The sequence below is a fragment of the Streptomyces atriruber genome (assembly GCF_001418325.1).
Taxonomy (GTDB): Bacteria; Actinomycetota; Actinomycetes; order Streptomycetales; family Streptomycetaceae; genus Streptomyces; species Streptomyces atriruber.
On record NZ_LIPN01000150.1, the window covers coordinates 1 to 21,080 of the forward strand.

A 21,080-nucleotide genomic window follows, 5' to 3' on the forward strand; every position below is an offset into this window, starting at 1 on the left:
GCCCGAGGTGGATGTCGCTGACCACGGCGATCCGGAACCCGTGGGCCCCGCGCGGCAGTTTCGCCAGCGGCACGGTGACCCGCTTCACCTTGGGGCCGCGGAGCACGCCGTACGTTCCGTAGCCGACGGTTCCCGCGGCGACGGCGGCCGCGGTCCCGCCGACGATGCGGGAGACGAAGAGGCGGCGGGAGGGACGGGAGGGGGTGGCCCTCTCGGGTGCGGGCTCGCGCTTCTCGGGCCCGGCCTTCTCGGGCCCGGACTTCTCGGGCCCGGAGGCGGGCTCAGGGGCAGGCGCAGGGGCAGGGTTCTCGGCCTCGGGGGCAGTCTGATCCGGTGCGGAGCGAGCCCGGTCGGGCTCGGTCACGAGCACGGACTCCGCCTCCGATACGCGTACCGCTTCCGGAGCGGTCCCCTCCCGTTCCGCCCACCGCCGCACCAGGGGACGCAGCAGCTCCCCCACGATCAGCGCGAGCAGCAGGTACAGGGAGAGGGCCATCCACATGAACCCCGGCCAGGCCAGCACCTGCTGGAGCAGGAACGGCGCGCCGGTCCGCTCGGCCACGAGCGCCCCGAACATCATCAGCGGCGCCGCGACGAAGACCACCGTCCCGGCGCGCCGGGCGAGGCCGGGCCCGGCCGTGGTGTCCCGCACCAGGCGGCGCCACGCGTACCAGTGGAGGGCCACGAAGGCCGCGAGAACGGCCAGGCCCACGAGGACCACGAGGGCAACCACGGCTATGACGTTCTGCGCAGGGCACGGACTCCACGGAACCCGATGGTCCCCACCACCGTCCCCAAGACAAAGGAGACAACGGCAAGCGTCAGGTGCACCCAGAAGTACCCGGTCGGGTTGTCCGCGTCGTCGAAGGCGAGCCCGCTGCCGTCCTTCCACAGGTTCTTGACGAAAGTGATCCAGATGAACCAGCTCCACACCCCGAAGGCGAGCAGGAACCAGGAGACAGGGCGGCTGAGCTTCATGCGTTCAGTATCGCGAGCTCCCCTGCCGCACCGCCGCCGGGGTGGGGACGAGGTGACACAGTCCACCTCGGGAGCGACTTCCACAGCCCCGCCCTGTACGTTCTCGTCCGTGCCTGCCGTAAAAAAGACCGCCTTGTTGGTCGCTTCCGCCGCATTGCTGACCATGTCGACCGCAGCGCCCGCGCTCGCGGACGGAAAGCCGGGAGGCGACGACGACCAACCGAAGCCGCCCGCCAAGATGTCCACCGTGGGCGGTGCGCGGCTCGGCGAGGCGGGCACCCAGGTGAAGCTCAAGCCGGGCGCGCCGGTGCTGCCCAAGGACCTGACGGGGCGTTCCTGGATCGTCTCGGACGCCGAGTCCGGTGAGGTCCTCGCCTCGCACAACGCGCACTGGCGGCTGCCTCCGGCGAGCACCCTCAAGATGCTCTTCGCCGACACGGTCCTGCCGAAGTTCCCGAAGTCGCAGAAGCACAAGGTCGCGCTCTCCGACATGGCGGGCATCGGCGCGGGCAGCAGCATGGTCGGCATCAAGGAGAACGAGACGTACAGCGTCCACGACCTGTGGCTCGGCGTCTTCCTGAAGTCGGGCAACGACGCGGTGCACGTGCTGTCCGCGATGAACGACGGCGTCCCGAAGACCGTCAAGGACATGCAGAAGCACGCCGACGAGCTGCAGGCCCTCGACACGCACGTGGTCTCCCCGGACGGCTATGACGCCAAGGGGCAGGTCTCGTCCGCGTACGACCTGTCGCTGTTCGCCCGCTCGGGGCTGCAGAAGAAGGACTTCCGCGAGTACTGCGCGACGGCCACGGCCAAGTTCCCCGGAGAGACCAAGAAGATCGAGAAGGGCAAGGACAAGGGCAAGACCAAGCGCGAGTCCTTCGAGATCCAGAACACCAACCGGCTGCTCACCGGCGCCCCCGGCATCAGCGCCTACAAGGGCATCGCGGGCGTCAAGAACGGCTACACCACGAACGCGGGAAACACCTTCACCGGTGTTGCCGAACGGAACGGCAAGGTTCTCCTCGTCACCGTCATGAACCCCTCCTCCGGAGAGACCCACGCGGTCTACAAGGAGACCACGCGTCTCTTCGACTGGGGCTTCAAGGCGGCCGGCAAGGTCGACCCCGTGGGTGAGCTCGTCGCCCCGAAGGGTGCCGCCACGGGTGGCGCGGGCAAGGGCGCCCCGGGCAGCGGCGGCGGAGGCACGGACACCGAGAACGCCGCGCACGCCTCCGACGGCGGGGGCGGCGGCGTGGGCACCGCGGTCGCGATCACGGCCGGTGTGCTCGTGGTGCTCGCCGGGGGTGCCTTCGTGATCCGGCGCCGGATGCCGCTGCCGGGCCAGTCGGGCCGGGGTACGTCTCAGGACTGACGGCGGACGTCTTCTCCGGAGGACGCGATGGTGTCGGCAGTCCCTTCGGAGGCTGCGGTTGTGGGGGCAGTCTCTTCGGAGGCTGCGGTTGTGGGGGCAGTCCCTTCGGAGGCTGCGGTTGTGGGGGCAGTCTCTTCGGAGGCTGCCTCTTCGCTTTCCTCCGCCGCCGTACGCGACGCCTTGCGCGTCGCCGTCCAGGCGGCGCAGAACAGCAGCAGCTTCGCGGTGAAGTTGATCCACAGGAGGAGTGCGACGGGCACTCCGAAGGCGCCGTACATGTTCTTCGCGGCGACGCCCTTGATGTAGCCGCCGAGCAGCAGCTTGAGCAGTTCGAAGCCGGCCGCGCCGATCAGCGCGGCGGTGATGAGGTCGCGGCGGTGCGGCTGGACGCCGGGCAGCAGCGTCAGGACGTAGAGCAGCAGCAGGAAGTCCGCGAGGACGGCGATGGCGAAGGCGACGCCCTGGAGCAGCACCGCGCCCCAGCCCTTCTCGTCGATGCCGAAGAGGTCGGCGGCCTGCCCGACCGCGGTCGACGCGAGCGCGGAGGCGGCGAACGACGCGAGCCCCGCGCCGCCGAGCCCGAAGAGCACCCCGGCGTCCTTGACCTTGCGCAGGACGGGGTTCTCCTCCTCGTCCCCCAGCTCCCAGACGGCGCGCAGGCACTCCCTCATCGAGCCGACCCAGCCGATGCCGGTGAAGAGCAGCAGGGCGCCCGCGACGAGGCCGACGGTGCCCGCGTTGGCGACCAGGGCGTCCAGGTTCAGCTGGTCGGAGATGCCGGGTACCTGCTCGGAGATCTTGCTCTCGAGCGTGTCCTGCTGCTTCTTCGAGAGCGTCGCGGCGGCGATGGCGGCCGCGACGGTGAGCAGCGGGAAGAGCGCCAGGAAGCTGATGAACGTCATGGCGGCCGCGAGCCGCGCCCAGTGCACCTCGTCGAGCCGTTCGTAGGACTGCCACGCGTGCGTGCGCATGCCCTTCTCGACGAGTGGCCCGATGCCGGGCAGCTTCTTCAGCCAGTCCATGACGCCTCCGTGCCTGCTGTACTGCCTTTTGTCCTGCCCGATGTGCGGAAGACCAAGGTCCGGGTACCCCAAAAGCGCAGAACAGTGGCGAGTGCCATACCGATTCCGGCGCCCGAGACGGTGTCCGCGCGCTGCGAGGTGAAGCCGAGTCCGTAGTGGGACACGGTGATGCACAGCAGTTGGACGAGGGCGCCCGCGATGTTGACGGCGAAGAACACCGCGTACTGGCGCAGCCGCGGGACCTCCGCGGCCTTGCGCCGGTAGGTGCCGAGCGCGTTGCCCGCGTACGCCACCGAACAGCCCGCCACGAAGGAGAGGGATTTGGCGGTCAGCGGGTCCAGGCCGACGGGTCCGCGCAGCCAGATGAAGAGGCCGAGGTCGGCGGCGTACGCGCAGATCCCGGCGGCGGCGAAGCCGAGCAGCTCGGGCCCGAGCGCCCGCAGCCGTTCGCGTAGGGAATTCAAACTCACCAGTCCGCCACCGCGAGTCCGTACATCGCGAGCCACACCAGGCCGATGACGGCGAGCGCCCTGTCCCGCAGGACGACGTCCTCGGGCTCTCCCGCGGTGCCCCGGTCGGCGAAGACGGCGTAGCGCAGGATGGCGAGGATGAAGGCGGCCATGGACAGCTGGCGCCAGGGCAGTGAACCCCCGTCGGCGGTGCCGCCCTCCTCCATGGCCCACAGGCAGTACGCCAGCACGGCGACGCCCGCGGCCAGTTGCCACACGAAGCGCAGGTAGCCGGTGGTGTATTCGGTGAGCAACGCGCGCGTGGCGCCCAGTTTCTCCGAGCTCGCGGACATCTGGACGGCTTCGGAGTAGCGCTTGGCGGAGACCATGAAGAGCGCGCAGAAGCCCGTGGTGATCAGGAACCAGCGCGACAGGGGGATGTCGAGCGCGAGGCCGCCGATCATGGCGCGCATCAGGAAGCCGGTCGTGACGATCGTGAGGTCGACGACGAGGACGTGCTTGAGGCTGATGCAGTAGGCGAGTTGCATGCCGACGTACGCGGCCAGGAGCGCCGCGGTCAGGGGCGTGCACAGGAGGGTGGCGGCCGTCGGCGCGAGGACGGCGAGGAGGCCTCCCACGGCGTAGGCGACGGGCACCGGCACCTGTCCGCTGGCGACCGGCCTGCGGCACTTGGTGGGGTGCGCGCGGTCGGCGTCGGCGTCGCGTGCGTCGTTGATCAGGTAGACGGCGGACGCGGCGGCGGTGAACAGCGCGAAGACGATCGCGACCTGCCCGAGTGCGTGCCGCGAGAAGAGCTCGCCGGCGGCCGCGGGGGCCGCGACGACGAGGACGTTCTTCACCCACTGGCGGGGGCGTGCGGTCTTCAGGAGGCCGAGCGGCAGGCCGACGGGGCCCTGCCCCGGCGTCCGGGGCGGTCCGGGGCGTTCCAGGACCGTGGAGATACGTTCAGGCATCGCTGCGGCCTCCTTGCATCCAGGTGGCGCCCGCGCGCGCGGTGAGCGCGCCGAGCGCCGCGCCCGCGGCCACGTCCGAGGGGTAGTGGACGCCGACGACCATCCGGGAGACGCACATCGCGGCGGCCAGCGGCGGGAGGAGGTGGGCGCCTACGGGGCGCAGCGCTCCGTAGGCGACGACGGCCGCGGCGGCGGAGGTGGCGTGCGAGCTGGGGAAGGAGTGCCGGCCCGCGGTGCGCACGAGGGGTTCGATGCCGCCGTGGGCGGCGGGGCGCGGGCGGCGGACGATCCGCTTGACGCCCATGCTGGCCAGGTGGGCGGCGGCGGTGAGGGCCGTGCCGCGCAGCCAGGCGCCGCGGCGCTCGCGGTCGACGGCGGCACCCGCGAGACCGGCCAGGATCCAGAGTGCGCCGTGCTCGCCGGTGCGGGACAGGGCGCGGGCGGCGGCCGCCACGCGCGGGTCTGTGCCGCAGTCGCGCAGGGCCGACAGCAACCGGTGGTCCATGTCGTGCATGTCGCCTCTATTTCGAAGACGTTCGAGAGCTGGGCATCTCGACTCTTCTAGGCAACATCCCAATAATTACGTCAATGTTGGGTGACACTCGCTCAATCACCCATTTCGGTGAGAGCCGGGATGGTTTTGAGCGAAACGCCCATGTATGGGCGATACGGTCGTTTACATGCCTGCCGACTCCCCCGCCGATTCCCGTGCCCGCGCCTCGGCTCCGACGGCGTCCGCCGTGCCCGTCCCCCCGTCCGCGGTGTCCGTCTCGGGCTGGGGCCGCACCGCACCGACCACCGCCCGGCTGGTGAGACCCCGTTCGCAGGAGGAGGCCGCGGCCGCGGTGCGCGCGTGCGGGGAGCGCGGCGGCATCGCCCGCGGCCTGGGGCGCGCCTATGGGGACGCCGCGCAGAACGCGGGCGGCGACGTCTTCGACATGACGGGCCTGGACCGGGTGCGCGTCATCGACACCACACGGACGTCGGACACCGGCGCCCCGGCGGCCACCGTCGTCTGTGACGCGGGCGTCTCGCTGCACCACCTGATGGAAGTCCTGCTCCCCCTCGGCTGGTTCGTGCCGGTGACGCCCGGGACCCGTTACGTGACGGTGGGCGGGGCGATCGGCGCCGACATCCACGGCAAGAACCACCACGTCTCGGGGTCCTTCTCCCGCCACGTCCTCGCGATGGACGTGCTGACCGCCGACGGCACGGTCCGCACGGTCGAGCCCGGCAGCGCCCTGTTCGACGCGACGGCCGGGGGCATGGGCCTGACCGGCGTCATCCTCTCGGCGACCGTGCAACTCCTCCCCGTGGAGACCTCCTTGATGGCGGTCGACACGGAACGGGCCACGGACCTCGACGACTTGATGGCCCGCCTCACCTCGACCGACCACCGCTACCGCTACTCGGTCGCCTGGATCGACCTCCTCGCGCGCGGCGCGGCCATGGGCCGCTCGGTCCTGACCCGCGGCGACCACGCCCCCCTGGACGCCCTTCCGGAGCGGGCACGCGCGCGCAGAGCCCCTCTCGCGTTCCGTCCGGGGCAGTTGCCCGCCGCGCCCTCCTTCCTCCCGGAGGGGCTGCTCGGCAAGGCGTCGGTGGGCCTCTTCAACGAGCTCTGGTACCGCAAGGCGCCCCGCTCCCGCACCGGCGAGCTGCAGAAGATCTCCACCTTCTTCCACCCGCTGGACGGCGTCCCCCACTGGAACCGCATCTACGGCCGCAGCGGCTTCGTGCAGTACCAATTCGCCGTCGGATACGGCAAGGAGGAGGCCCTGCGCCGCATCGTGCAGCGCATCTCGGAGCGCGGCTGCCCGTCCTTCCTCGCCGTCCTGAAGCGCTTCGGAGAGGGCGATCCGGGCTGGCTCTCCTTCCCGATGCCCGGCTGGACCCTCGCGCTCGACATCCCCGCGAACCTTCCCGGACTCGGCGCCTTCCTCGACGACCTCGACGAGGAGGTGGCCGCCGCCGACGGCCGTGTCTACCTCGCCAAGGACTCGCGTCTGCGGCCCGAGATGCTCGCCGCGATGTATCCGCGACTCGACGACTTCCGCGCCCTGCGGGCCGAGCTCGACCCGCGCGGCGTCTTCCGCTCGGACCTCTCCCGCCGCCTCGCCCTCTAGGAGACCGGAACATGAAAGACGCCTTCGGCACCCCTCAGTCCCTGCTCGTCCTCGGCGGCACCTCGGAGATCGGCCTCGCCACCGCGCGGCGCCTCGTCGCCCGCCGCACCCGCACCGTGTGGCTGGCCGGGCGCCCGTCGCCCGACCTGGAGAAGGCCGCCGCCGATCTGCGCGACATGGGCGCGGACGTGCAGACCGTCGCGTTCGACGCGCTCGACTCCGAGTCGCACGAAGAGTCCCTCGGCAAGGTCTTCACCGAGGGCGACATCGACATGGTGCTCCTCGCCTTCGGCGTCCTCGGCGACCAGGCACGCGACGAGGACGAGCCCCTCGCGGCGGTGCGCGTCGCGCAGACCAACTACACGGGCGCGGTCTCGGCCGGTCTAGTCTGCGCGCGGGCGCTGCAGTCCCAGGGGCACGGCTCCCTGGTGGTGCTCTCCTCGGTGGCGGGCGAGCGCGCGCGCCGCTCGAACTTCATCTACGGCTCCAGCAAGGCGGGGCTCGACGCGTTCGCGCAGGGCCTCGGCGACGCGCTGCACGGCACGGGAGTGCACGTGATGGTCGTCCGCCCCGGCTTCGTGCGCTCGAAGATGACGGCGGGCCTGGAGGAGGCGCCCATGGCGACCACCCCGGAGGCGGTCGCCGAGGCCATCGAGAACGGGCTGCGGCGGCGCTCGGAGACGGTGTGGGTGCCGGGGGCGCTGCGGTTCGTCATGTCGGCGCTGCGGCACGTGCCGAGGCCGGTGTTCCGCCGCCTGCCGGTCTGAACCGCCCGCCGGTCTGAGCCGCCCGCCCAGGTCCCCTGTCGGCGGGCAGGCCCTAGGAATTCTCGGGCGGCTCGAACGTGGCGATCGTGGGCATGGTCAGCGGGTTGCCGCTCTGCATCACGTAGACCTTGCCCACGCCGACGTACTTCTTCGTGCCCGGCACCGGCACGATGGGGTCGAGCCAGAGCTGCTGCTTGCCCTTGGCCGTGACCTCGCCCTCGGCGGGCAGGCGCGGCCAGGACAGCTTCGTGCAGCGGCCCTCCGGAGAGCGGTAACGGCCCACTCCGAAGAGCAGCCCTCCGTCCTCGCCGTGCGTGACGATGCCCCTGGACAGGCACTCGTCCCGGTCGGCACCCTTCTGCTCCTGCCAGCGCGAGCCGTCCCAGCGCAACAGGATGTGCTCGATGGACGGCTCCTGCTCGACCTCTCCGTGGTTGAAGCCGTGCGAACCGAACGCCCACGCCTCCTTCGGAGAGACCACCTCGACGCCGTCCAGAGAGGCACCCGGCTCGGGCGGGACGGGCTCGGGGAACCGGTAGGCGGGCGTCGGCGCGGTCGTCCAGGACGTGCCGTCCCAGTGCATCGCGGCGGGCTGGTTGAGCTCGCCGCCCGCACCGCCCACTCCGGGGCCGCTCGTGCGGAAGCCGACCGCCCACAGGTCGTCCCCCGCCGCGCCGTCGAGCGCGCCTGCCGAGGCGGGCAGCTCATGGGTGCTCCAGCGGCCGCCGTCCCAGTGCTGTGCCTGCTGCTCGCCGTGCAGCACCCACACGTCGTCGGGGGCGAAGACCTTCGTCTCCGAGACGGCCCCCGAACCCGGTGGCGGCGGCACGCGCCGCCAGCGGCTGCCGTCCCAACGGGCCACACCCACCATCGAGTCGGCGCCGGATCCGGATCCGAAGAACCAGACGTCGTCGGGGCCCGAGGAGTCGAGCCGCGGCTCGAAGACCTTGCCGTCGAGCTCGGCGGGCGGTTCCTGCCGCCGCCACGAGCCGCCTTCGCGGCGCAGCAGGAACTGGCCATCGGGGTCGCTCATGTCGCCGTTGTCGGACTGCCAGCCCGCCGCCCAGATGTCGTCCTCGGACGCCGCGGTGACGGTGGTCAGCTCGCCCCTGACCGCCTTGTCGACGTGCTCCAGCTTCCAGGAACCCTGCGCGGAGGCGCCGGTCGACGCTCCGCCGGTGGGGTCCGTGCGGGCGGGGCCGCCGCCGCTGTCGCCGCAGCCCGCCGCGGCGAGGGCCAGCACGGCCAGGGTCACGGCTGTCTTCTTCAAGGCCTGCTCCTAGCGCTTCAGGGTGACGACGACGGCTGCGTCCGGTGCGGCGCCGCTCTGCATGACCTCGACGCTGCCGAAACCGAGCACCCGGTCCGTGCCCGGCACCGCGACGATCTTCTTGAGCCAGAGCTGCTGCTGCGACTCCGGGCGCGCGCCGTGGCCGCCCGGCAGCCGCGGCTTCGTGATCCTGCTGCACGTGCCGTCGGTGGTCAGGTGCCAGTTGCCGTTCATGAAGAACCCGCGGTCGCCGTCCCGGGCCACGGGAGTCCGGTCCGCGCACGCTCCGGGCAGGGGACCGGAGTCCCGCCACCGGGTGCCGTCCCAGCTCAGCTCGACGGACTCCGTCTCCGGGTCGCGGACCTCTTCGCCGTCGTACCCCTTGTAGGCGTGCCCTCCGTGGGCACGGACGTACGTTCTGGAGGCGACGTCGACGCCGGTGAACTCCGCGTACGGCTCGGGCGGCACGGGGTCCGGGAAGCGGTACGTCGGCGTCTTGGTCAGCGACCACTTCGCACCGTCGAAGTGCATCGCGGCGAGCTGCCGGACCTCACCGCCGGGGCCGCCCACGCCTGGACCCGTCGTACGGGACCCGACCGCCCACACGTCGTCCGCCGCCGAGCCCGCGAGGGCGGCGACCTTCGCGGGCATCGGCGTCACCGTCCACCGGCTGCCGTCCCAGTGCGTCACCTTGCCGTCGCCCTGGAGCACCCACACGTCATCCTGCGAGATGACCTCGACGTCCGTGAGCGGCCCGGCAGGGGCGTCACCGGCCGGGTCGCTGTCCAGGGGCACCCACCGAGTGCCGTCCCACAGGGCGTCCCGCCGGGTCCCCGGAGCCTCTCCGGGCCTGTCCACGGTGCTCAGGCGGATGCCCGCCGACCCCAGGGAGTCGAGCCGGAAGAGGTGCGGGGCGCCCTCGACCGGCATCGGCTCGCGCGACCACTTCCTGCCGTCGAAGTGCAGCAGGTGGGCCTTCGCGAGCCGCCCGTCGACGACGTCGTCGCTGCCGAGGGCCCAGATGTCGTCCGGAGCCAGGGCGGCCCCGTCGAGCAGCTCGCCGTGCACGTCGTCGATGTGCTCGTACGCCCAGGAGAGCCCGGCCGCGCGGGACTTGCCGGAACCGTCGTCGGCGTCGTCCGCGTCCGCGCCGGACTGCTGCGTCCCGCAGCCGACCATCAGAAGAGCGAGTACGGCGACGGCCGCCGCTGCGTGGCGCATGGTCCCCCCGGCACGATCGACCGGGGCTGCCCCCGGTCAGCGAGCGGGCAGCGTACCCCGGGCCGCCGTGGCCGGGGCCTGAGGGGGCACCACGGTGCCGCCGAAGGCGAAGTCGCGCAGCTTGCGCCAGACGCCGTCGGTGCCCTGCTCGTACAGGGCGAAACCGGTGCAGGGCCACTCGGCCTCGTACTCCGAGAGCTCCTCGTACGCCCGGTCCATGGCCTCTTCGGAGATGCCGTGCGCCACCGTGACGTGCGGGTGGTAGGGGAACTGCAGTTCGCGCGCCATCGGCCCCGACGCGTCCCGCACCCGCTCCTGCAGCCAGGAGCAGGCCGACCCGCCCGCCATCACCTGCACGAAGACGACAGGGGACAGCGGACGGAACGTGCCCGTCCCGGAGAGGCGCATCGGGAAGGGGCGACCGGCCGCCGCGACCGAGATGAGGTGCGCCTCAACCGCGGGCAGCGCCGATGCGTCCACTTCAGTGGGCGGCAACAGGGTCACGTGCGTGGGGATGCCGTGCGCCGCGGGGTCCCCGAAGCCCGCGCGCCGCTCCTGGAGCAGGCTGCCGTGAGGCTCCGGGACCGCGATCGAGACGCCGATCGTTACGGTCCCCACGTCGTACTCCTGTCGTCGTGTCGATGGGCAGGGGCGCAGCCCGGTGGGCAGCGCGGTGCAGCTGTTGTCGTGCTCGGAGCGGTGACTCAGTGCTTGGCGGGCAGGAAGCCCACCTTGTCGTACGCCTGCGCGAGGGTCTCGGCAGCGACGGCACGGGCCTTCTCCGCGCCCTTGGCCAGGATCGAGTCGAGCGTCTCCGGGTCGTCCAGGTACTCCTGGGTGCGGTCCCGGAAGGGGGACACGAACTCGACCATGACCTCGGCGAGGTCGGTCTTCAGCGCACCGTAGCCCTTGCCGACGTACTTCTGCTCCAGTTCGGCGATACCGGTGCCGGTGAGCGTGGAGTAGATGCTGAGGAGGTTGCTGACGCCCGGCTTCTCGGCCACGTCGTAGCGGATCTCCGTGCCGGTGTCGGTGACGGCGCTCTTGACCTTCTTGGCGGTGGCCTTGGGCTCGTCGAGGAGGTTGATCAGGCCCTTCGGCGTGGACGCCGACTTGCTCATCTTGATCGACGGGTCCTGAAGGTCGTAGATCTTCGCCGTCTCCTTGAGGATGTACGCCGACGGCACGGTGAACGTGTCGCCGAAGCGGCCGTTGAAGCGCTCGGCCAGGTCACGGGTGAGCTCGATGTGCTGTCGCTGGTCCTCGCCGACCGGGACCTCGTGGGCCTGGTACAGCAGGATGTCCGCGACCTGCAGGACCGGGTAGGTGAAGAGGCCGACGGACGCGCGGTCGGCACCCTGCTTGGCGGACTTGTCCTTGAACTGCGTCATGCGGGAGGCCTCGCCGAAGCCGGTGAGGCAGTTCATCACCCAGGCGAGCTGGGCGTGCTCGGGCACGTGGCTCTGGACGAAGAGCGTGCAGCGCTCCGGGTCGAGACCTGCGGCGAGCAGCTGGGCGGCGGCGAGCCTGGTGTTGGCGCGCAGCTCGGCGGGGTCCTGCGGGATCGTGATCGCATGCAGGTCCACCACCATGTAGAAGGCGTCGTGGGACTCCTGCAGCGCCACCCACTGGCGGACCGCGCCGAGGTAATTGCCGAGGTGGAACGAGCCGGCGGTGGGCTGGATTCCGGAGAGCACACGAGGTCGTTCAGAGGCCATGGGGCCCATTCTCTCAGGTGACTCTCATAGCTCGGAAACAGGTGTGTGACGGGTGGGAACGGATCGGCCACGGCCGATGCCCCGGCGTTCGGAGCCGTGGCCGCTCGCGATCGTCGCCGATGAGACGAGGAACACAGCGCGTTCGGGGGTGGCGGGCCGCCGCCCCGTCCGGGAGGTGCCGGTCGGGACGGCGGTCGGTCCGGTGCCGGGTCAGGCGGTCGGCAGGCCCGGGGCCGGGTGTGCGGCCATCAGGTCGGCGACCTCGGACCTGATCTTCGTCAGGGCGTCCTCGTCCCCGGTGCGCGCGGCGGCGACGCCGCGGTCGATCCATTCGGCGACGGTCGCCATGTGCTCCGTACGCAGTCCGCGGGAGGTCAGGGAGGGGGTGCCGATGCGGACGCCCGAGGGGTCGAAGGGCTTCCTCGGGTCGAAGGGGACGGTGTTGTGGTTGACGACGATCCCGGCCCGGTCGAGGGCCTTCGCGGCGACCTTGCCGGGGACGTCCTTGGGCGTGAGGTCCATCAGGATCAGGTGGTTGTCGGTGCCGCCGGAGACCAGGTCGAAGCCGCGGGCGAGCAGGGCGTCGGCAAGGGCCTTGGCGTTGTCGACGACCGCGTGGGCGTAGTCGCGGAAGGCGGGCCGGGACGCCTCGTGGAGGGCGACGGCGATGGCCGCGGTCGTCTGGTTGTGGGGGCCGCCCTGCAGACCGGGGAAGACCGCCTTGTCGATGGCCTTGGCGTGTTCCTCGCGGGACATGAGCAGCGCGCCGCGCGGGCCGCGCAGAGTCTTGTGGGTGGTCGTGGAGATCACGTCGGCGTGCGGCACCGGTGAGGGGTGGGCGCCGCCCGCGATCAGGCCGGCGATGTGCGCGACATCGGCCACCAGGACGGCTCCGGCCTCGCGGGCGATCTCGGCGAAGGCGGCGAAGTCGATGGTGCGGGGGACGGCGGTGCCACCGCAGAAGATCAGCTTGGGGCGTTCCTTGAGGGCGAGGTCGCGGACCTCGTCGAGGTCGATGCGGCCGTTCGTCCCGGGGTCGGAGGTCCGGCGCACCCCGTACTGCACGCCGCGGAACCACTTGCCGGTGGCGGACACGCCCCAGCCGTGGGTGAGGTGGCCGCCCATCGGCAGGGCCATGCCCATCACGGTGTCGCCTGGCTCGGCGAAGGCGAGGTAGACGGCGAGGTTGGCCGGGGAGCCCGAGTAGGGCTGGACGTTGGCGTGCTCGACGCCGAAGACGGCCCTGGCGCGGGCGATGGCGAGGCGCTCGACGAGGTCGATGTTCTGCTGGCCCTCGTAGTAGCGGCGGCCGGGATAGCCCTCGCTGTACTTGTTCTGCAGGACGGTGCCCGAGGCTTCGAGCACCGCGGTGGAGACGTAGTTCTCGCTGGGGATCAGCCGCAGGGTGTCGGCCTGGAGCTGCTCCTCGGCGGCGACGAGCGCGGCGAGTTCCGGGTCCTCGGCGGCGAGGGCGGGATGGTTCGCAGAGGCAGAGGCAGAGGAAGGGAGAGTCATGGCGTCCTCCGGGGCGAGCGGTCAGTGTCCGGTCGTGGTCCCGGGGTGCCCAGGCAGGCGGCACCTCGAAGGTCGTGCCTCGCACGGCTCCATCGGGGTCCGTTCCCCGTATGCCAGTCACCGTGCTGTCAGGGCCACCCTAGCTGGCACGCCGATCCGGCAGGTTTCTTCGTCCGCGATGCGAGCGACGATAGGAATTGGGCGCGACACCCGCCCCCAGCCGCAGGACGAACGGAGACCCCGTGTCGAGTACGTCATCTTCCGCTACGAACAGTTCCCGGACGACCAGCGATCGGTTCATCGCCTCGGCCGAGGCGCACAGCGCGCACAACTACCATCCGCTGCCCATCGTGGTCGCCTCGGCCGACGGGGCCTGGATGACCGACGTCGAGGGGCGCCGCTACCTGGACATGCTCGCCGGGTACTCCGCGCTCAACTTCGGCCATGGCAACCGCCGCCTGATCGATGCCGCGAAGGCGCAGCTGGACCGGGTGACGCTGACCTCGCGGGCCTTTCACCACGACCGGTTCGCCGAGTTCTGTACGCGCCTGGCCGAGCTCTGCGGCAAGGAGATGGTGCTGCCCATGAACACCGGCGCGGAGGCCGTCGAGACGGCCGTGAAGACCGCGCGGAAGTGGGGGTACCAGGTCAAGGGAGTGCCGGACAGCCGGGCGAAGATCGTGGTCGCGGCAGGCAACTTCCACGGCAGAACGACAACCGTCATCAGCTTCTCCACGGACGAAGAGGCGCGGGCGGACTTCGGCCCGTACACGCCGGGCTTCGAGATCGTGCCGTACGGCGACCTGGAGGCGTTGCGGGCAGCGGTCACCGACGACACCGTGGCCGTGCTGATCGAGCCCATCCAGGGCGAGGCCGGGGTGCTCGTGCCGCCCGCCGGATATCTGCCCGGGGTGCGGGAGTTGACCCGGGAGCGCGGGGTCCTCTTCATCGCGGACGAGATCCAGTCGGGGCTCGGCAGGACGGGACGTACGTTCGCGTGCGAGCACGAGGGCGTGGTGCCGGACGTGTATCTGCTGGGCAAGGCGCTCGGCGGCGGGGTCGTGCCGGTGTCGGCGGTGGTGGCCGACGCCGATGTGCTCGGGGTGTTCAAGCCGGGTGAGCACGGGTCGACGTTCGGCGGCAACCCGCTCGCCTGCGCGGTGGGCCTTGAGGTGGTCGACATGCTGTCGACGGGCGAGTTCCAGCAGCGGGCCACGGAGCTGGGCGAGCATCTGCACGCCGAGCTGGGGCTGCTGGCCGGTGCGGGGACGGTGACCGAGGTGCGGGGGCGCGGGCTGTGGGCGGGCGTCGACATCGCCCCGTCGTACGGCACCGGACGGGAGATCTCGGAGCAGCTGATGGAGAAGGGCGTGCTGGTCAAGGACACCCATGGGTCGACGATCCGCATCGCTCCCCCGCTGGTGATCAGCAAGGAGGATCTGGACTGGGGGCTCGCTCAGCTGCGGGCGGTGCTCAGCTAGCGGCGAGGGCGGTGCGGCCCGGGGGATAGCCCCACCTGGAGTGGGCGGTTGGCAGGATCGTCCCGGGCGGCCGCGTCCGGAAATGCTGGGTCCGGCGTGAAGCGCCGGTTTCCCACATTTCCATAGGAGTTGGCCAGTGCGTGAGCAGGCAGGGCAGAAGGTCCGTTCTTCCGGGCGGCAGCGGGATGGGCGGCGCAGAGGGATGCCGGCCATGGTGGCGGCCGCGGTGGCCGTAGGGGTCATGGCAGCGGGTGTGCCGGCCGCGTCCGCGGCGTCCGCGGCGTCCGCGGCGCGTCCCGTGCCGGGGGCGGGCGGCGTCCAGCAGGGGCTGGAGGCGCTGGTGCGCGCCGACGGGGTGCCCGCCGCGCTGGCGAGCGTCAAGGGCAGGAAGGGGCCCAACCGTACCTACACGGCCGGGGTCGGCGACCTGGCCACCGGCTCCGAGGTGCCCAGGGACGGACAGGTGCGGATCGGCAGCAACACCAAGGCGTTCACCGCGGTGGTCGTGCTGCAGTTGGTCGCCGAGGGGAAGATCCGCCTCGACGCCCCGGTGGAGAAGTATCTGCCGGGGCTCGTGCGCGGGGACGGGATCGACGGCCGGAAGATCAAGGTCCGCCAGATCCTGCAGCAGACGAGCGGGCTGCCCAACTACACCAAGCACGACCTGCAGCCCCGCTACTACGAGCCGCGCGAGCTGCTGGACATCGCGCTGCGGTACAAGGCGGACTTCGAACCCGGGAAGGACTGGGCGTACAGCAACACGAACTACGTCCTGGCCGGGATGATCATCGAGGAGGTCACGAGGCACCCCGTCGCCGCGGAGATCGACCGCCGGATCATCGAGCCCCTCGGGCTGCGCCACACCTATTTCCCCGCGCCGAGGGACGCGACCATCCGCGAGCCCCACCCCAAGGGCTACTACCAGGAGGCGCCGGGCAAGCCCCTGCAGGACATCACGGAGCTGGATCCCTCCTGGACCTGGGCGGCAGGTCAGCTGATCTCCACCAACACCGACCTCAACCGGTTCTACACCGCGCTGCTCACACCCGGTCGGCTCCTCCCGGCGCCCCAGCTCGCCCAGATGCGCACCACGGTCCCCGCCGACTACTTCGGCAAGGGCGCCCGCTACGGCCTGGGGATCGTGAGCAGGCCCCTGTCCTGCGGTGGTCTCTACTGGGGGCACGGCGGCAGTTACCCGGGATACGAGACGCGGGGCGGGGCCACGGATGACGGCAGCGCCGCCAATGTCGCGGTGACGACGCAGCCGACGGACAAGGCGGTCATGACGCACGTGGACGAGGTCGTGGACTCGGCTCTGTGCGGCCGCTGACGGCTGCGTGCGGCGTGCCGCGTGCCGCGTGGTGCGCGCTGCGCGGGGAGCCTGGTCTCAGGTTCGGGCCTCCTGGGCGTACGACTCCTTGAAGGCGATGTCGCCGAGGGCCGTGCGGCCGCGGTGTACGGCGCGGCCGTGTCCGTACGTTCCGCGGGAGGCAGGGGCGCGCCCTCGGCCTCGCGGATGCGGGCGGCCGTGCCGAGGAGGCGCGCGGCGTGCGGGTGGTCGCCGCCAGGGAACGGGCGCCCGCGAGGCCTCCCAGGGCCAGCGCCACCGCGCGCTCGTCGCCCGTCGTGTCGGCAGCGTCGCGGGGCAGATCGCCCGCGAGCTCGGCGCCTCACGGGTGATCGGCTCGGCGGGCGGCCCGGCGAAGGCCAAGAAGCTCCTCGACACCTTCGGGTACGCCGCCGCCATCGACCACCGCGAGGGCGCGCTGTCCGAGCAGCTCGCGCAGGCCGCGATCGGCGCGATCCGTCCGGGCGGCCGCATCGCGCTGGTCGGCGCCGTCAGCACGTACGACTCCCCCACGCCGCCGCCCGGTCCGGACAGCCTCTTCCGGGCCGCCAAGCAGGGGGCGACGCTGCGGGGCATGCTCGTCACCAGCCACCTCGACCTGTTCCCGGAGTGGACCGGCCGGGCGGCCCCGCTGCTCGCCGACGGCATCGAGCGGGCACCGGAGGCGTTCCTCGGGGTGCTGCGCGGGGCGAACACCGGCAAGATGCTGGTCCGCATCGCCGCCGACGCCGCCCCGACCGGCACGACCGCCCCGACCGGCACGTCCTTCACAGAATGACGTGCGGGACGAACCTCGCGTACTCGTCCGTGATCAGCCCCGAGGACTCCCGGATGCCGAGTCCCGCGGCCTCGTCCTCCACCACCCACGCGCCGAGCACGACCCGATTGCCGTCGAATTCCGGCAGCGGCGCCAGCTCCTGGTAGCAGAGGCCCGCCGCGGCGGGGACGGGCGCGGAGCCCGGTTCGTGCACCGTCACCCCGGCGCCCTCGCGCCCGAGCAGCGGCTTGGCCACGTAACCGCGTCCCGAGGCGAGCTCGCGGGGGCCGTCGAGGTAGGCGGGGAGGAGGTTCGGGTGGCCGGGGTACAGCTCCCAGAGGATCGCCAGGAGCGCCTTGTTGGAGAGGAGCATCTTCCAGGCGGGTTCGATCCACAGCGTCGAGCCCGTGCCGCCGCCGTTGTCGAGCGTCTCCAGGACGTGCGGCGCGAAGCGGTCCGTGGTCAGCCACTCCCACGGGTAGAGCTTGAAGCAGCTGCGCATGAAGCGGAGCTTCTTGTCGACGAAGCGGCGGGAGAGGCGGTCCCAGCCGATGTCCTCCATGGAGATCGACTCCGCGGGGATGCCCGCCTGTTCGGCGGTCTCGCGCAGGTACGCGACCGTCATCAGGTCCTCGCCGAGCTCGTCGGCGGCGGAGTGCGCGAAGTACAGCGGGCCGCCGGGCGGCAGCAGGGCGGCCTGCTTCCGCCACGCGTCGACGAGGCGCTCGTGGAGGGAGTTCCACTGGTCGGCGCCGGGAAAGCGCTCCTCCATCCAGAACCACTGCGGGCTCGCGGCCTCGACCAGGGAGGTGGGGGTGTCGGCGTTGTACTCCAGCATCCTGGCCGGGCCGGTGCCGTCGTACCGCAGGTCGAAGCGGCCGTAGAGGGAGGGGAGTTCGGCGCGGCGGTGCCAGGCCTCGGTGACGGCGGACGCGACTCTCGGGTCCGTGATGCCGAGGTCGGCGAGACGGTCGTGCTCGACGATGTGCGCGGCGGCGGCCAGGCACATCGCGTGCAGCTCCTCGACGACCTCCTCCAGCGCCTCCACCTCGGGGAGCGAGAAGACGTAGTAGGCGCTCTCGTCCCAGTAGGGGCGCAGCGTGTCGTCGGGGTAGCGCGTCAGCGGGTAGATGAGCCCCTGGTCCTCGACGGTCTGCTGCCAGCCGGGGCGGGGGTCGATGATGCGGCGTTCCATGGCGTACGTGTCGCGTCCGGTCAGCCGCCGCCGCTGCCGCTGCCCGAGCAGCCGAAGCCGTCCCGGTCGACGGCCTCGCTGCGGCTGAACGTGCCGTAGTCGGCGTAGCGGCCGTCGACTTCGGAGTCGTAGTACCAGGTGGGGTCGGTGCGGCCCGAGGACTTGCCGGTGCCGTAACCCGTGCCCGACCCCGCCTTGCGGCCCTTGCCCGACGACGAACCCGAGGACGAGCCCGACTTGCAGTTCTTGTCGCCGACGATCTTGTAGCCGCGGAACGCGTCGTAGCTGTCCCGGTCCACGCAGCGCCGGTCCGGGTCCGAGCCGCAGGAGGTCAGGGCCGCCGCGAGGACGCCCATGCCGCCGAGTACGACGGTGCTCGAACGCAGCCGTCGCGGTTGTTTCTTCGTCATGCGATCCCCCGTTGCCTTGCTCTGTACATGTTCAGCGGTCAGCGTAGGTAAGCCCCGGCACACCGTGCCAGCCACCTGCACCGGATGTCCCATGGGTCTCCTTTGACTCACCTTCCTCTACAGTCACTTCGTGTCTCTTGGGATGATTTGCGCACTCGGCTCAGCGGTCTGCTTCGGCACGGCCTCGGTTCTCCAGGCGGTCGCCACGCGCGCCACCGCGCCCGGCACCGGCTCCGGCGTCGACCCGGCGCTGCTGCTGCGCGCCCTGCGCCAGTGGCGGTACATCGCGGGGCTCGCCCTGGACGGACTCGGCTTCCTGCTGCAGATCGTGGCGCTGCGCTCCGTCCCGATCTACGCCGTGGGAGCGGCGCTCGCCGCCAGTCTCGCCGTCACCGCGGTGGTCGCGGCCCGGCTGCTGCGGGTGCGGCTGAGCGGCGTCGAGTGGGGCGCGGTGGGCGTCGTCTGCGCGGGGCTCGCGATGCTGGGCCTCGCGTCCGGTGACGAGGGCGACCGCACCGGCTCGACGACGCTGCGGTACGTGATGCTGGGCATCGCCGTCGCCGTGCTGGTCCTCGGCGCCGTCGCCGGGCGGCTGCCCGACCGGGGGCGGGCGCTGGCGCTGGGCCTCGGCGCGGGATGCGGGTTCGGGGTGGTCGAGGTGACCGTGCGGCTCATCGACGACGTGTCGCCGGGTGCGCTGCTCGCCAATCCGGCGACGTACGCCCTGCTGGTCGGCGGCGGCGCGGCGTTCCTGCTGCTCACCTCGGCGCTGCAGCGCGGGTCGGTGACGACGGCCACGGCGGGCATGGTGATCGGCGAGACGATCGGTCCCGCCCTGGTGGGCGTGGTCTGGCTCGGCGACCGCACGCGGGAGGGCCTGGGCTGGCTGGCGATCCTCGGCTTCGCGGTGGCGGTCGCGGGGGCGCTGGCGCTGGCCCGGTTCGGTGAGGCTCCGGCGGACAGGAGTACCAGCCCGTCCGGCGTTTGAGGACGAACCGGCGGAGCCGGTGATCCACGGCAACGAACGTTCGGGGAACCGTCACGGAAGTACCCGGCACAACGCCTCCAACGCCCCCGCCCACGCATGCTCCGCCGGTGTCCCGTACCCCACCACCAGCGCGTCCTCCCTCGGCGTCACCGCGAGCGGATGGCGGTAGTCGGTGAGGCCGTGGATCGCGAGGCGCTCCCAGTTGGCGGCCTGGACGACGGACCGCTCGGTACCCGGCGGCAGTTCGAGCACCGCGTGCAGCCCGGCCGCGATGCCGGTGGCGCGCACTTCGGGGGCCCGCCCCGCCAGCGCCTCCACCAGCTGGTCGCGGCGGCGCCGGTAGCGCAGCCGTGCGCCGCGGACGTGGCGGTCGTACGCCCCCGACGTGATGAACTCCGCGAGCGTCAGCTGGTCGAGCGCCCCGCAGGACGCGCCCGCGGCCTCCTTCTCGCCGAGGACCTCGGCGCACAGGCCGGACGGCAGCACCATCCAGCCCAGGCGCAGGCCGGGCGCGAGGGACTTGCTCGCCGTGCCGAGGTAGATCACGCGCTCGGGGTCGAGGCCCTGGAGCGCGCCGACCGGCTGGCGGTCGTAGCGGAACTCACCGTCGTAGTCGTCCTCGATGATCACCCCGCCCTCGCGGCGCGCCCAGTCGACCGCCGCGGCGCGCCGGTCGGGGTGCAGCGGCACGCCCATCGGGAACTGGTGCGCGGGGGTGAGCAGCACCGCCTTCGCCGAGCCGGGGCCCAACCCGGAGACGTCGGTGCCGAGTTCGTCGAAGGCGAGAGGCACCGTGCGCAGGCCTGCGTGGTGCAGCAGGTTCCAGTGGAGGTCGAGGCCGTACGACTCGACGGTCACCTCGCGCTCGCCGCGCGCCCGCAGCACCCGGCCGACGAGCGCGAGGGCGTGCACGAACCCCGCGGTGACGACGATGCGGTCGGGGTCCGCGTGGACGCCCCGCGCCCGTGCGAGGTACCCGGCGAGGGCGGTGCGCAGCTCGACGCGGCCGCGCGGGTCCGCGTACCCGAGCGCGGCGTGGGGAGCCGCGGCCAGCGCGCGCCGGGCCGCCTTGAGCCACTCCGCGCGCGGGAAGGACGCGAGGTCCGGCGAGCCGGGGGTGAGGTTGTACGCGGGCGGCCCGCCCGGCCTGCGGGGCGGCACGGGCCGCACCGGCGGCGCGACCGTGCGCTCGGCGACGCGCGTGCCCGAGCCCTGGCGGGCGGTGAGCCAGCCCTCGGCGACCAGATCGGCGTACGCGTCGGCGACCGTGTTCCGCGCGATGCCGAGGTCGACGGCGAGGGAGCGGGACGAGGGAAGGCGGGTGCCGGGGGCGAGACGGCCCCCGCGCACGGCCTCCCGCAGGGCGTCCGTCAGGCCCTTGCGGACGCCGTGGCGGGACGCGTCGCCGCCGGTCTCCAGATGGAGGTCGACGCCCAGATTGGCCCACGCTTCTCCCATGGGAATGGACCATACTCGTGGGCTACTC

General features: G+C 72.0%; 20 protein-coding genes, 1 pseudogene and 1 riboswitch. Of the genes and pseudogenes, 7 read left to right on the top strand and 14 right to left on the bottom strand.

What is annotated here, in order from left to right; all coding sequences use genetic code 11:
- Window positions 1-733, bottom strand: a pseudogene (locus AOK03_RS17030) (metallophosphoesterase); the annotation flags it as partial.
- Between the two features lie 2 nt (window positions 734-735).
- Window positions 736-978, bottom strand: coding sequence for an SCO4848 family membrane protein (locus AOK03_RS44050; RefSeq protein WP_055566125.1), 243 nt, complete (start codon window positions 976-978; stop codon window positions 736-738).
- A 163-nt stretch (window positions 979-1,141) separates the two neighbouring features.
- Between AOK03_RS44050 and AOK03_RS17040 the strand changes: the two genes are divergently transcribed.
- The gene (locus AOK03_RS17040) at window positions 1,142-2,353 is read left to right on the top strand and encodes a D-alanyl-D-alanine carboxypeptidase family protein (protein ID WP_341845812.1); all 1,212 of its coding nucleotides are present in this window, start codon (window positions 1,142-1,144) and stop codon (window positions 2,351-2,353) included.
- On the opposite strand, the gene AOK03_RS17045 is transcribed toward AOK03_RS17040, so the two are convergent.
- From AOK03_RS17045 to AOK03_RS17060, 4 genes are read right to left on the bottom strand one after another with little or no spacing between them, the layout of a single operon-like run.
- Window positions 2,344-3,375, bottom strand: a complete 1,032-nt coding sequence (locus AOK03_RS17045; RefSeq protein ID WP_079074779.1) for a YihY/virulence factor BrkB family protein — start codon at window positions 3,373-3,375, stop codon at window positions 2,344-2,346. The two genes, AOK03_RS17040 and AOK03_RS17045, sit on opposite strands and share 10 nt — an antisense overlap.
- A complete protein-coding gene (locus AOK03_RS17050; protein WP_244177645.1) occupies window positions 3,363-3,845 on the bottom strand; it encodes a GtrA family protein in 483 nt (160 codons plus the stop codon). Before AOK03_RS17050 ends, AOK03_RS17045 begins: the two co-directional genes overlap by 13 nt.
- The gene (locus tag AOK03_RS17055) at window positions 3,842-4,798 is read right to left on the bottom strand and encodes a decaprenyl-phosphate phosphoribosyltransferase (protein ID WP_055566128.1); all 957 of its coding nucleotides are present in this window, start codon (window positions 4,796-4,798) and stop codon (window positions 3,842-3,844) included. Before AOK03_RS17055 ends, AOK03_RS17050 begins: the two co-directional genes overlap by 4 nt.
- Window positions 4,791-5,312, bottom strand: a complete 522-nt coding sequence (locus AOK03_RS17060; RefSeq protein ID WP_055566129.1) for a phosphatase PAP2 family protein — start codon at window positions 5,310-5,312, stop codon at window positions 4,791-4,793. The genes AOK03_RS17055 and AOK03_RS17060 overlap by 8 nt, the downstream gene beginning before the upstream one ends.
- A gap of 166 nt (window positions 5,313-5,478) precedes the next feature.
- Between AOK03_RS17060 and dprE1 the strand changes: the two genes are divergently transcribed.
- Window positions 5,479-6,924 (top strand): decaprenylphosphoryl-beta-D-ribose oxidase, encoded by a 1,446-nt coding sequence (dprE1, locus tag AOK03_RS17065; RefSeq protein ID WP_055566130.1) that lies wholly within the window; start codon window positions 5,479-5,481, stop codon window positions 6,922-6,924.
- Window positions 6,925-6,935: 11 nt separating this feature from the next.
- A complete protein-coding gene (gene dprE2, locus AOK03_RS17070; protein ID WP_055566131.1) occupies window positions 6,936-7,691 on the top strand; it encodes a decaprenylphospho-beta-D-erythro-pentofuranosid-2-ulose 2-reductase in 756 nt (251 codons plus the stop codon).
- A 52-nt stretch (window positions 7,692-7,743) separates the two neighbouring features.
- Here the strand turns inward: dprE2 and AOK03_RS17075 are convergent, their stop codons facing one another.
- The 5 genes from AOK03_RS17075 to AOK03_RS17095 all read right to left on the bottom strand — a co-directional run bounded on the left by AOK03_RS17075 (window position 7,744) and on the right by AOK03_RS17095 (window position 13,415).
- Entirely contained in the window at window positions 7,744-8,961 is a 1,218-nt protein-coding gene (locus AOK03_RS17075) for a hypothetical protein (protein WP_055566132.1), read from the bottom strand.
- 9 nt (window positions 8,962-8,970) lie between these two features.
- Window positions 8,971-10,182: a hypothetical protein gene (locus AOK03_RS17080; RefSeq protein ID WP_055566133.1), complete on the bottom strand. Its 1,212-nt coding sequence runs from the start codon at window positions 10,180-10,182 to the stop codon at window positions 8,971-8,973.
- Window positions 10,183-10,218: 36 nt separating this feature from the next.
- Complete coding sequence (locus AOK03_RS17085) at window positions 10,219-10,800, bottom strand: 2'-5' RNA ligase family protein (RefSeq protein ID WP_055566134.1); 582 nt, start codon at window positions 10,798-10,800, stop codon at window positions 10,219-10,221.
- 86 nt (window positions 10,801-10,886) lie between these two features.
- Window positions 10,887-11,900: a tryptophan--tRNA ligase gene (trpS, locus tag AOK03_RS17090; protein WP_055566157.1), complete on the bottom strand. Its 1,014-nt coding sequence runs from the start codon at window positions 11,898-11,900 to the stop codon at window positions 10,887-10,889.
- A 210-nt stretch (window positions 11,901-12,110) separates the two neighbouring features.
- Window positions 12,111-13,415: a serine hydroxymethyltransferase gene (locus AOK03_RS17095; protein WP_055566135.1), complete on the bottom strand. Its 1,305-nt coding sequence runs from the start codon at window positions 13,413-13,415 to the stop codon at window positions 12,111-12,113.
- Between the two features lie 40 nt (window positions 13,416-13,455).
- A riboswitch (ZMP/ZTP riboswitch) is annotated at window positions 13,456-13,546 on the bottom strand.
- A 111-nt stretch (window positions 13,547-13,657) separates the two neighbouring features.
- On the opposite strand from AOK03_RS17095, the gene rocD reads away from it, so the two are divergent.
- The 3 genes from rocD to AOK03_RS17110 all read left to right on the top strand — a co-directional run bounded on the left by rocD (window position 13,658) and on the right by AOK03_RS17110 (window position 17,022).
- Window positions 13,658-14,896 carry an ornithine--oxo-acid transaminase gene (gene rocD / locus AOK03_RS17100; RefSeq protein ID WP_055566136.1) on the top strand — a complete coding sequence of 413 codons (1,239 nt, stop codon included), beginning with the start codon at window positions 13,658-13,660 and terminating at the stop codon, window positions 14,894-14,896.
- 241 nt (window positions 14,897-15,137) lie between these two features.
- Window positions 15,138-16,226, top strand: a complete 1,089-nt coding sequence (locus tag AOK03_RS17105) for a serine hydrolase domain-containing protein (protein WP_279616323.1) — start codon at window positions 15,138-15,140, stop codon at window positions 16,224-16,226.
- Window positions 16,227-16,572: 346 nt separating this feature from the next.
- Complete coding sequence (locus tag AOK03_RS17110) at window positions 16,573-17,022, top strand: MDR/zinc-dependent alcohol dehydrogenase-like family protein (RefSeq protein WP_055566138.1); 450 nt, start codon at window positions 16,573-16,575, stop codon at window positions 17,020-17,022.
- Here the strand turns inward: AOK03_RS17110 and AOK03_RS17115 are convergent.
- Window positions 17,012-18,196 carry a glutathionylspermidine synthase family protein gene (locus AOK03_RS17115; protein WP_055566139.1) on the bottom strand — a complete coding sequence of 395 codons (1,185 nt, stop codon included), beginning with the start codon at window positions 18,194-18,196 and terminating at the stop codon, window positions 17,012-17,014. The two genes, AOK03_RS17110 and AOK03_RS17115, sit on opposite strands and share 11 nt — an antisense overlap.
- A 20-nt stretch (window positions 18,197-18,216) precedes the next feature.
- On the bottom strand, window positions 18,217-18,606 hold the full coding sequence (locus AOK03_RS17120; protein WP_055566140.1) for a hypothetical protein: 390 nt from the start codon (window positions 18,604-18,606) through the stop codon (window positions 18,217-18,219).
- Window positions 18,607-18,748: 142 nt separating this feature from the next.
- Between AOK03_RS17120 and AOK03_RS17125 the strand changes: the two genes are divergently transcribed.
- Window positions 18,749-19,594 carry a DMT family protein gene (locus AOK03_RS17125; protein ID WP_055566141.1) on the top strand — a complete coding sequence of 282 codons (846 nt, stop codon included), beginning with the start codon at window positions 18,749-18,751 and terminating at the stop codon, window positions 19,592-19,594.
- A 51-nt stretch (window positions 19,595-19,645) separates the two neighbouring features.
- Here the strand turns inward: AOK03_RS17125 and pdxR are convergent, their stop codons facing one another.
- Window positions 19,646-21,052 carry a MocR-like pyridoxine biosynthesis transcription factor PdxR gene (gene pdxR / locus AOK03_RS17130; RefSeq protein ID WP_055566142.1) on the bottom strand — a complete coding sequence of 469 codons (1,407 nt, stop codon included), beginning with the start codon at window positions 21,050-21,052 and terminating at the stop codon, window positions 19,646-19,648.
- Between the last annotated feature and the right edge of the window lie 28 nt (window positions 21,053-21,080).

Bases quoted from the DNA above. Each gene is read 5' to 3' on its own strand.
- AOK03_RS17120 (WP_055566140.1), bottom strand. From the start codon at position 18,606: ATGACGAAGAAACAACCGCGACGGCTGCGTTCGAGCACCGTCGTACTC.
- AOK03_RS17055 (WP_055566128.1), bottom strand. From the start codon at position 4,798: ATGCCTGAACGTATCTCCACGGTCCTGGAACGCCCCGGACCGCCCCGG.
- AOK03_RS17105 (WP_279616323.1), top strand. From the start codon at position 15,138: ATGGCAGCGGGTGTGCCGGCCGCGTCCGCGGCGTCCGCGGCGTCCGCG.
- dprE1 (WP_055566130.1), top strand. From the start codon at position 5,479: ATGCCTGCCGACTCCCCCGCCGATTCCCGTGCCCGCGCCTCGGCTCCG.
- AOK03_RS17080 (WP_055566133.1), bottom strand. From the start codon at position 10,182: ATGCGCCACGCAGCGGCGGCCGTCGCCGTACTCGCTCTTCTGATGGTC.
- AOK03_RS17125 (WP_055566141.1), top strand. From the start codon at position 18,749: ATGATTTGCGCACTCGGCTCAGCGGTCTGCTTCGGCACGGCCTCGGTT.
- pdxR (WP_055566142.1), bottom strand. From the start codon at position 21,052: ATGGGAGAAGCGTGGGCCAATCTGGGCGTCGACCTCCATCTGGAGACC.
- AOK03_RS17115 (WP_055566139.1), bottom strand. From the start codon at position 18,196: ATGGAACGCCGCATCATCGACCCCCGCCCCGGCTGGCAGCAGACCGTC.
- AOK03_RS17095 (WP_055566135.1), bottom strand. From the start codon at position 13,415: ATGACTCTCCCTTCCTCTGCCTCTGCCTCTGCGAACCATCCCGCCCTC.
- AOK03_RS17045 (WP_079074779.1), bottom strand. From the start codon at position 3,375: ATGGACTGGCTGAAGAAGCTGCCCGGCATCGGGCCACTCGTCGAGAAG.
- AOK03_RS44050 (WP_055566125.1), bottom strand. From the start codon at position 978: ATGAAGCTCAGCCGCCCTGTCTCCTGGTTCCTGCTCGCCTTCGGGGTG.
- AOK03_RS17040 (WP_341845812.1), top strand. From the start codon at position 1,142: ATGTCGACCGCAGCGCCCGCGCTCGCGGACGGAAAGCCGGGAGGCGAC.
- dprE2 (WP_055566131.1), top strand. From the start codon at position 6,936: ATGAAAGACGCCTTCGGCACCCCTCAGTCCCTGCTCGTCCTCGGCGGC.
- AOK03_RS17060 (WP_055566129.1), bottom strand. From the start codon at position 5,312: ATGCACGACATGGACCACCGGTTGCTGTCGGCCCTGCGCGACTGCGGC.
- trpS (WP_055566157.1), bottom strand. From the start codon at position 11,900: ATGGCCTCTGAACGACCTCGTGTGCTCTCCGGAATCCAGCCCACCGCC.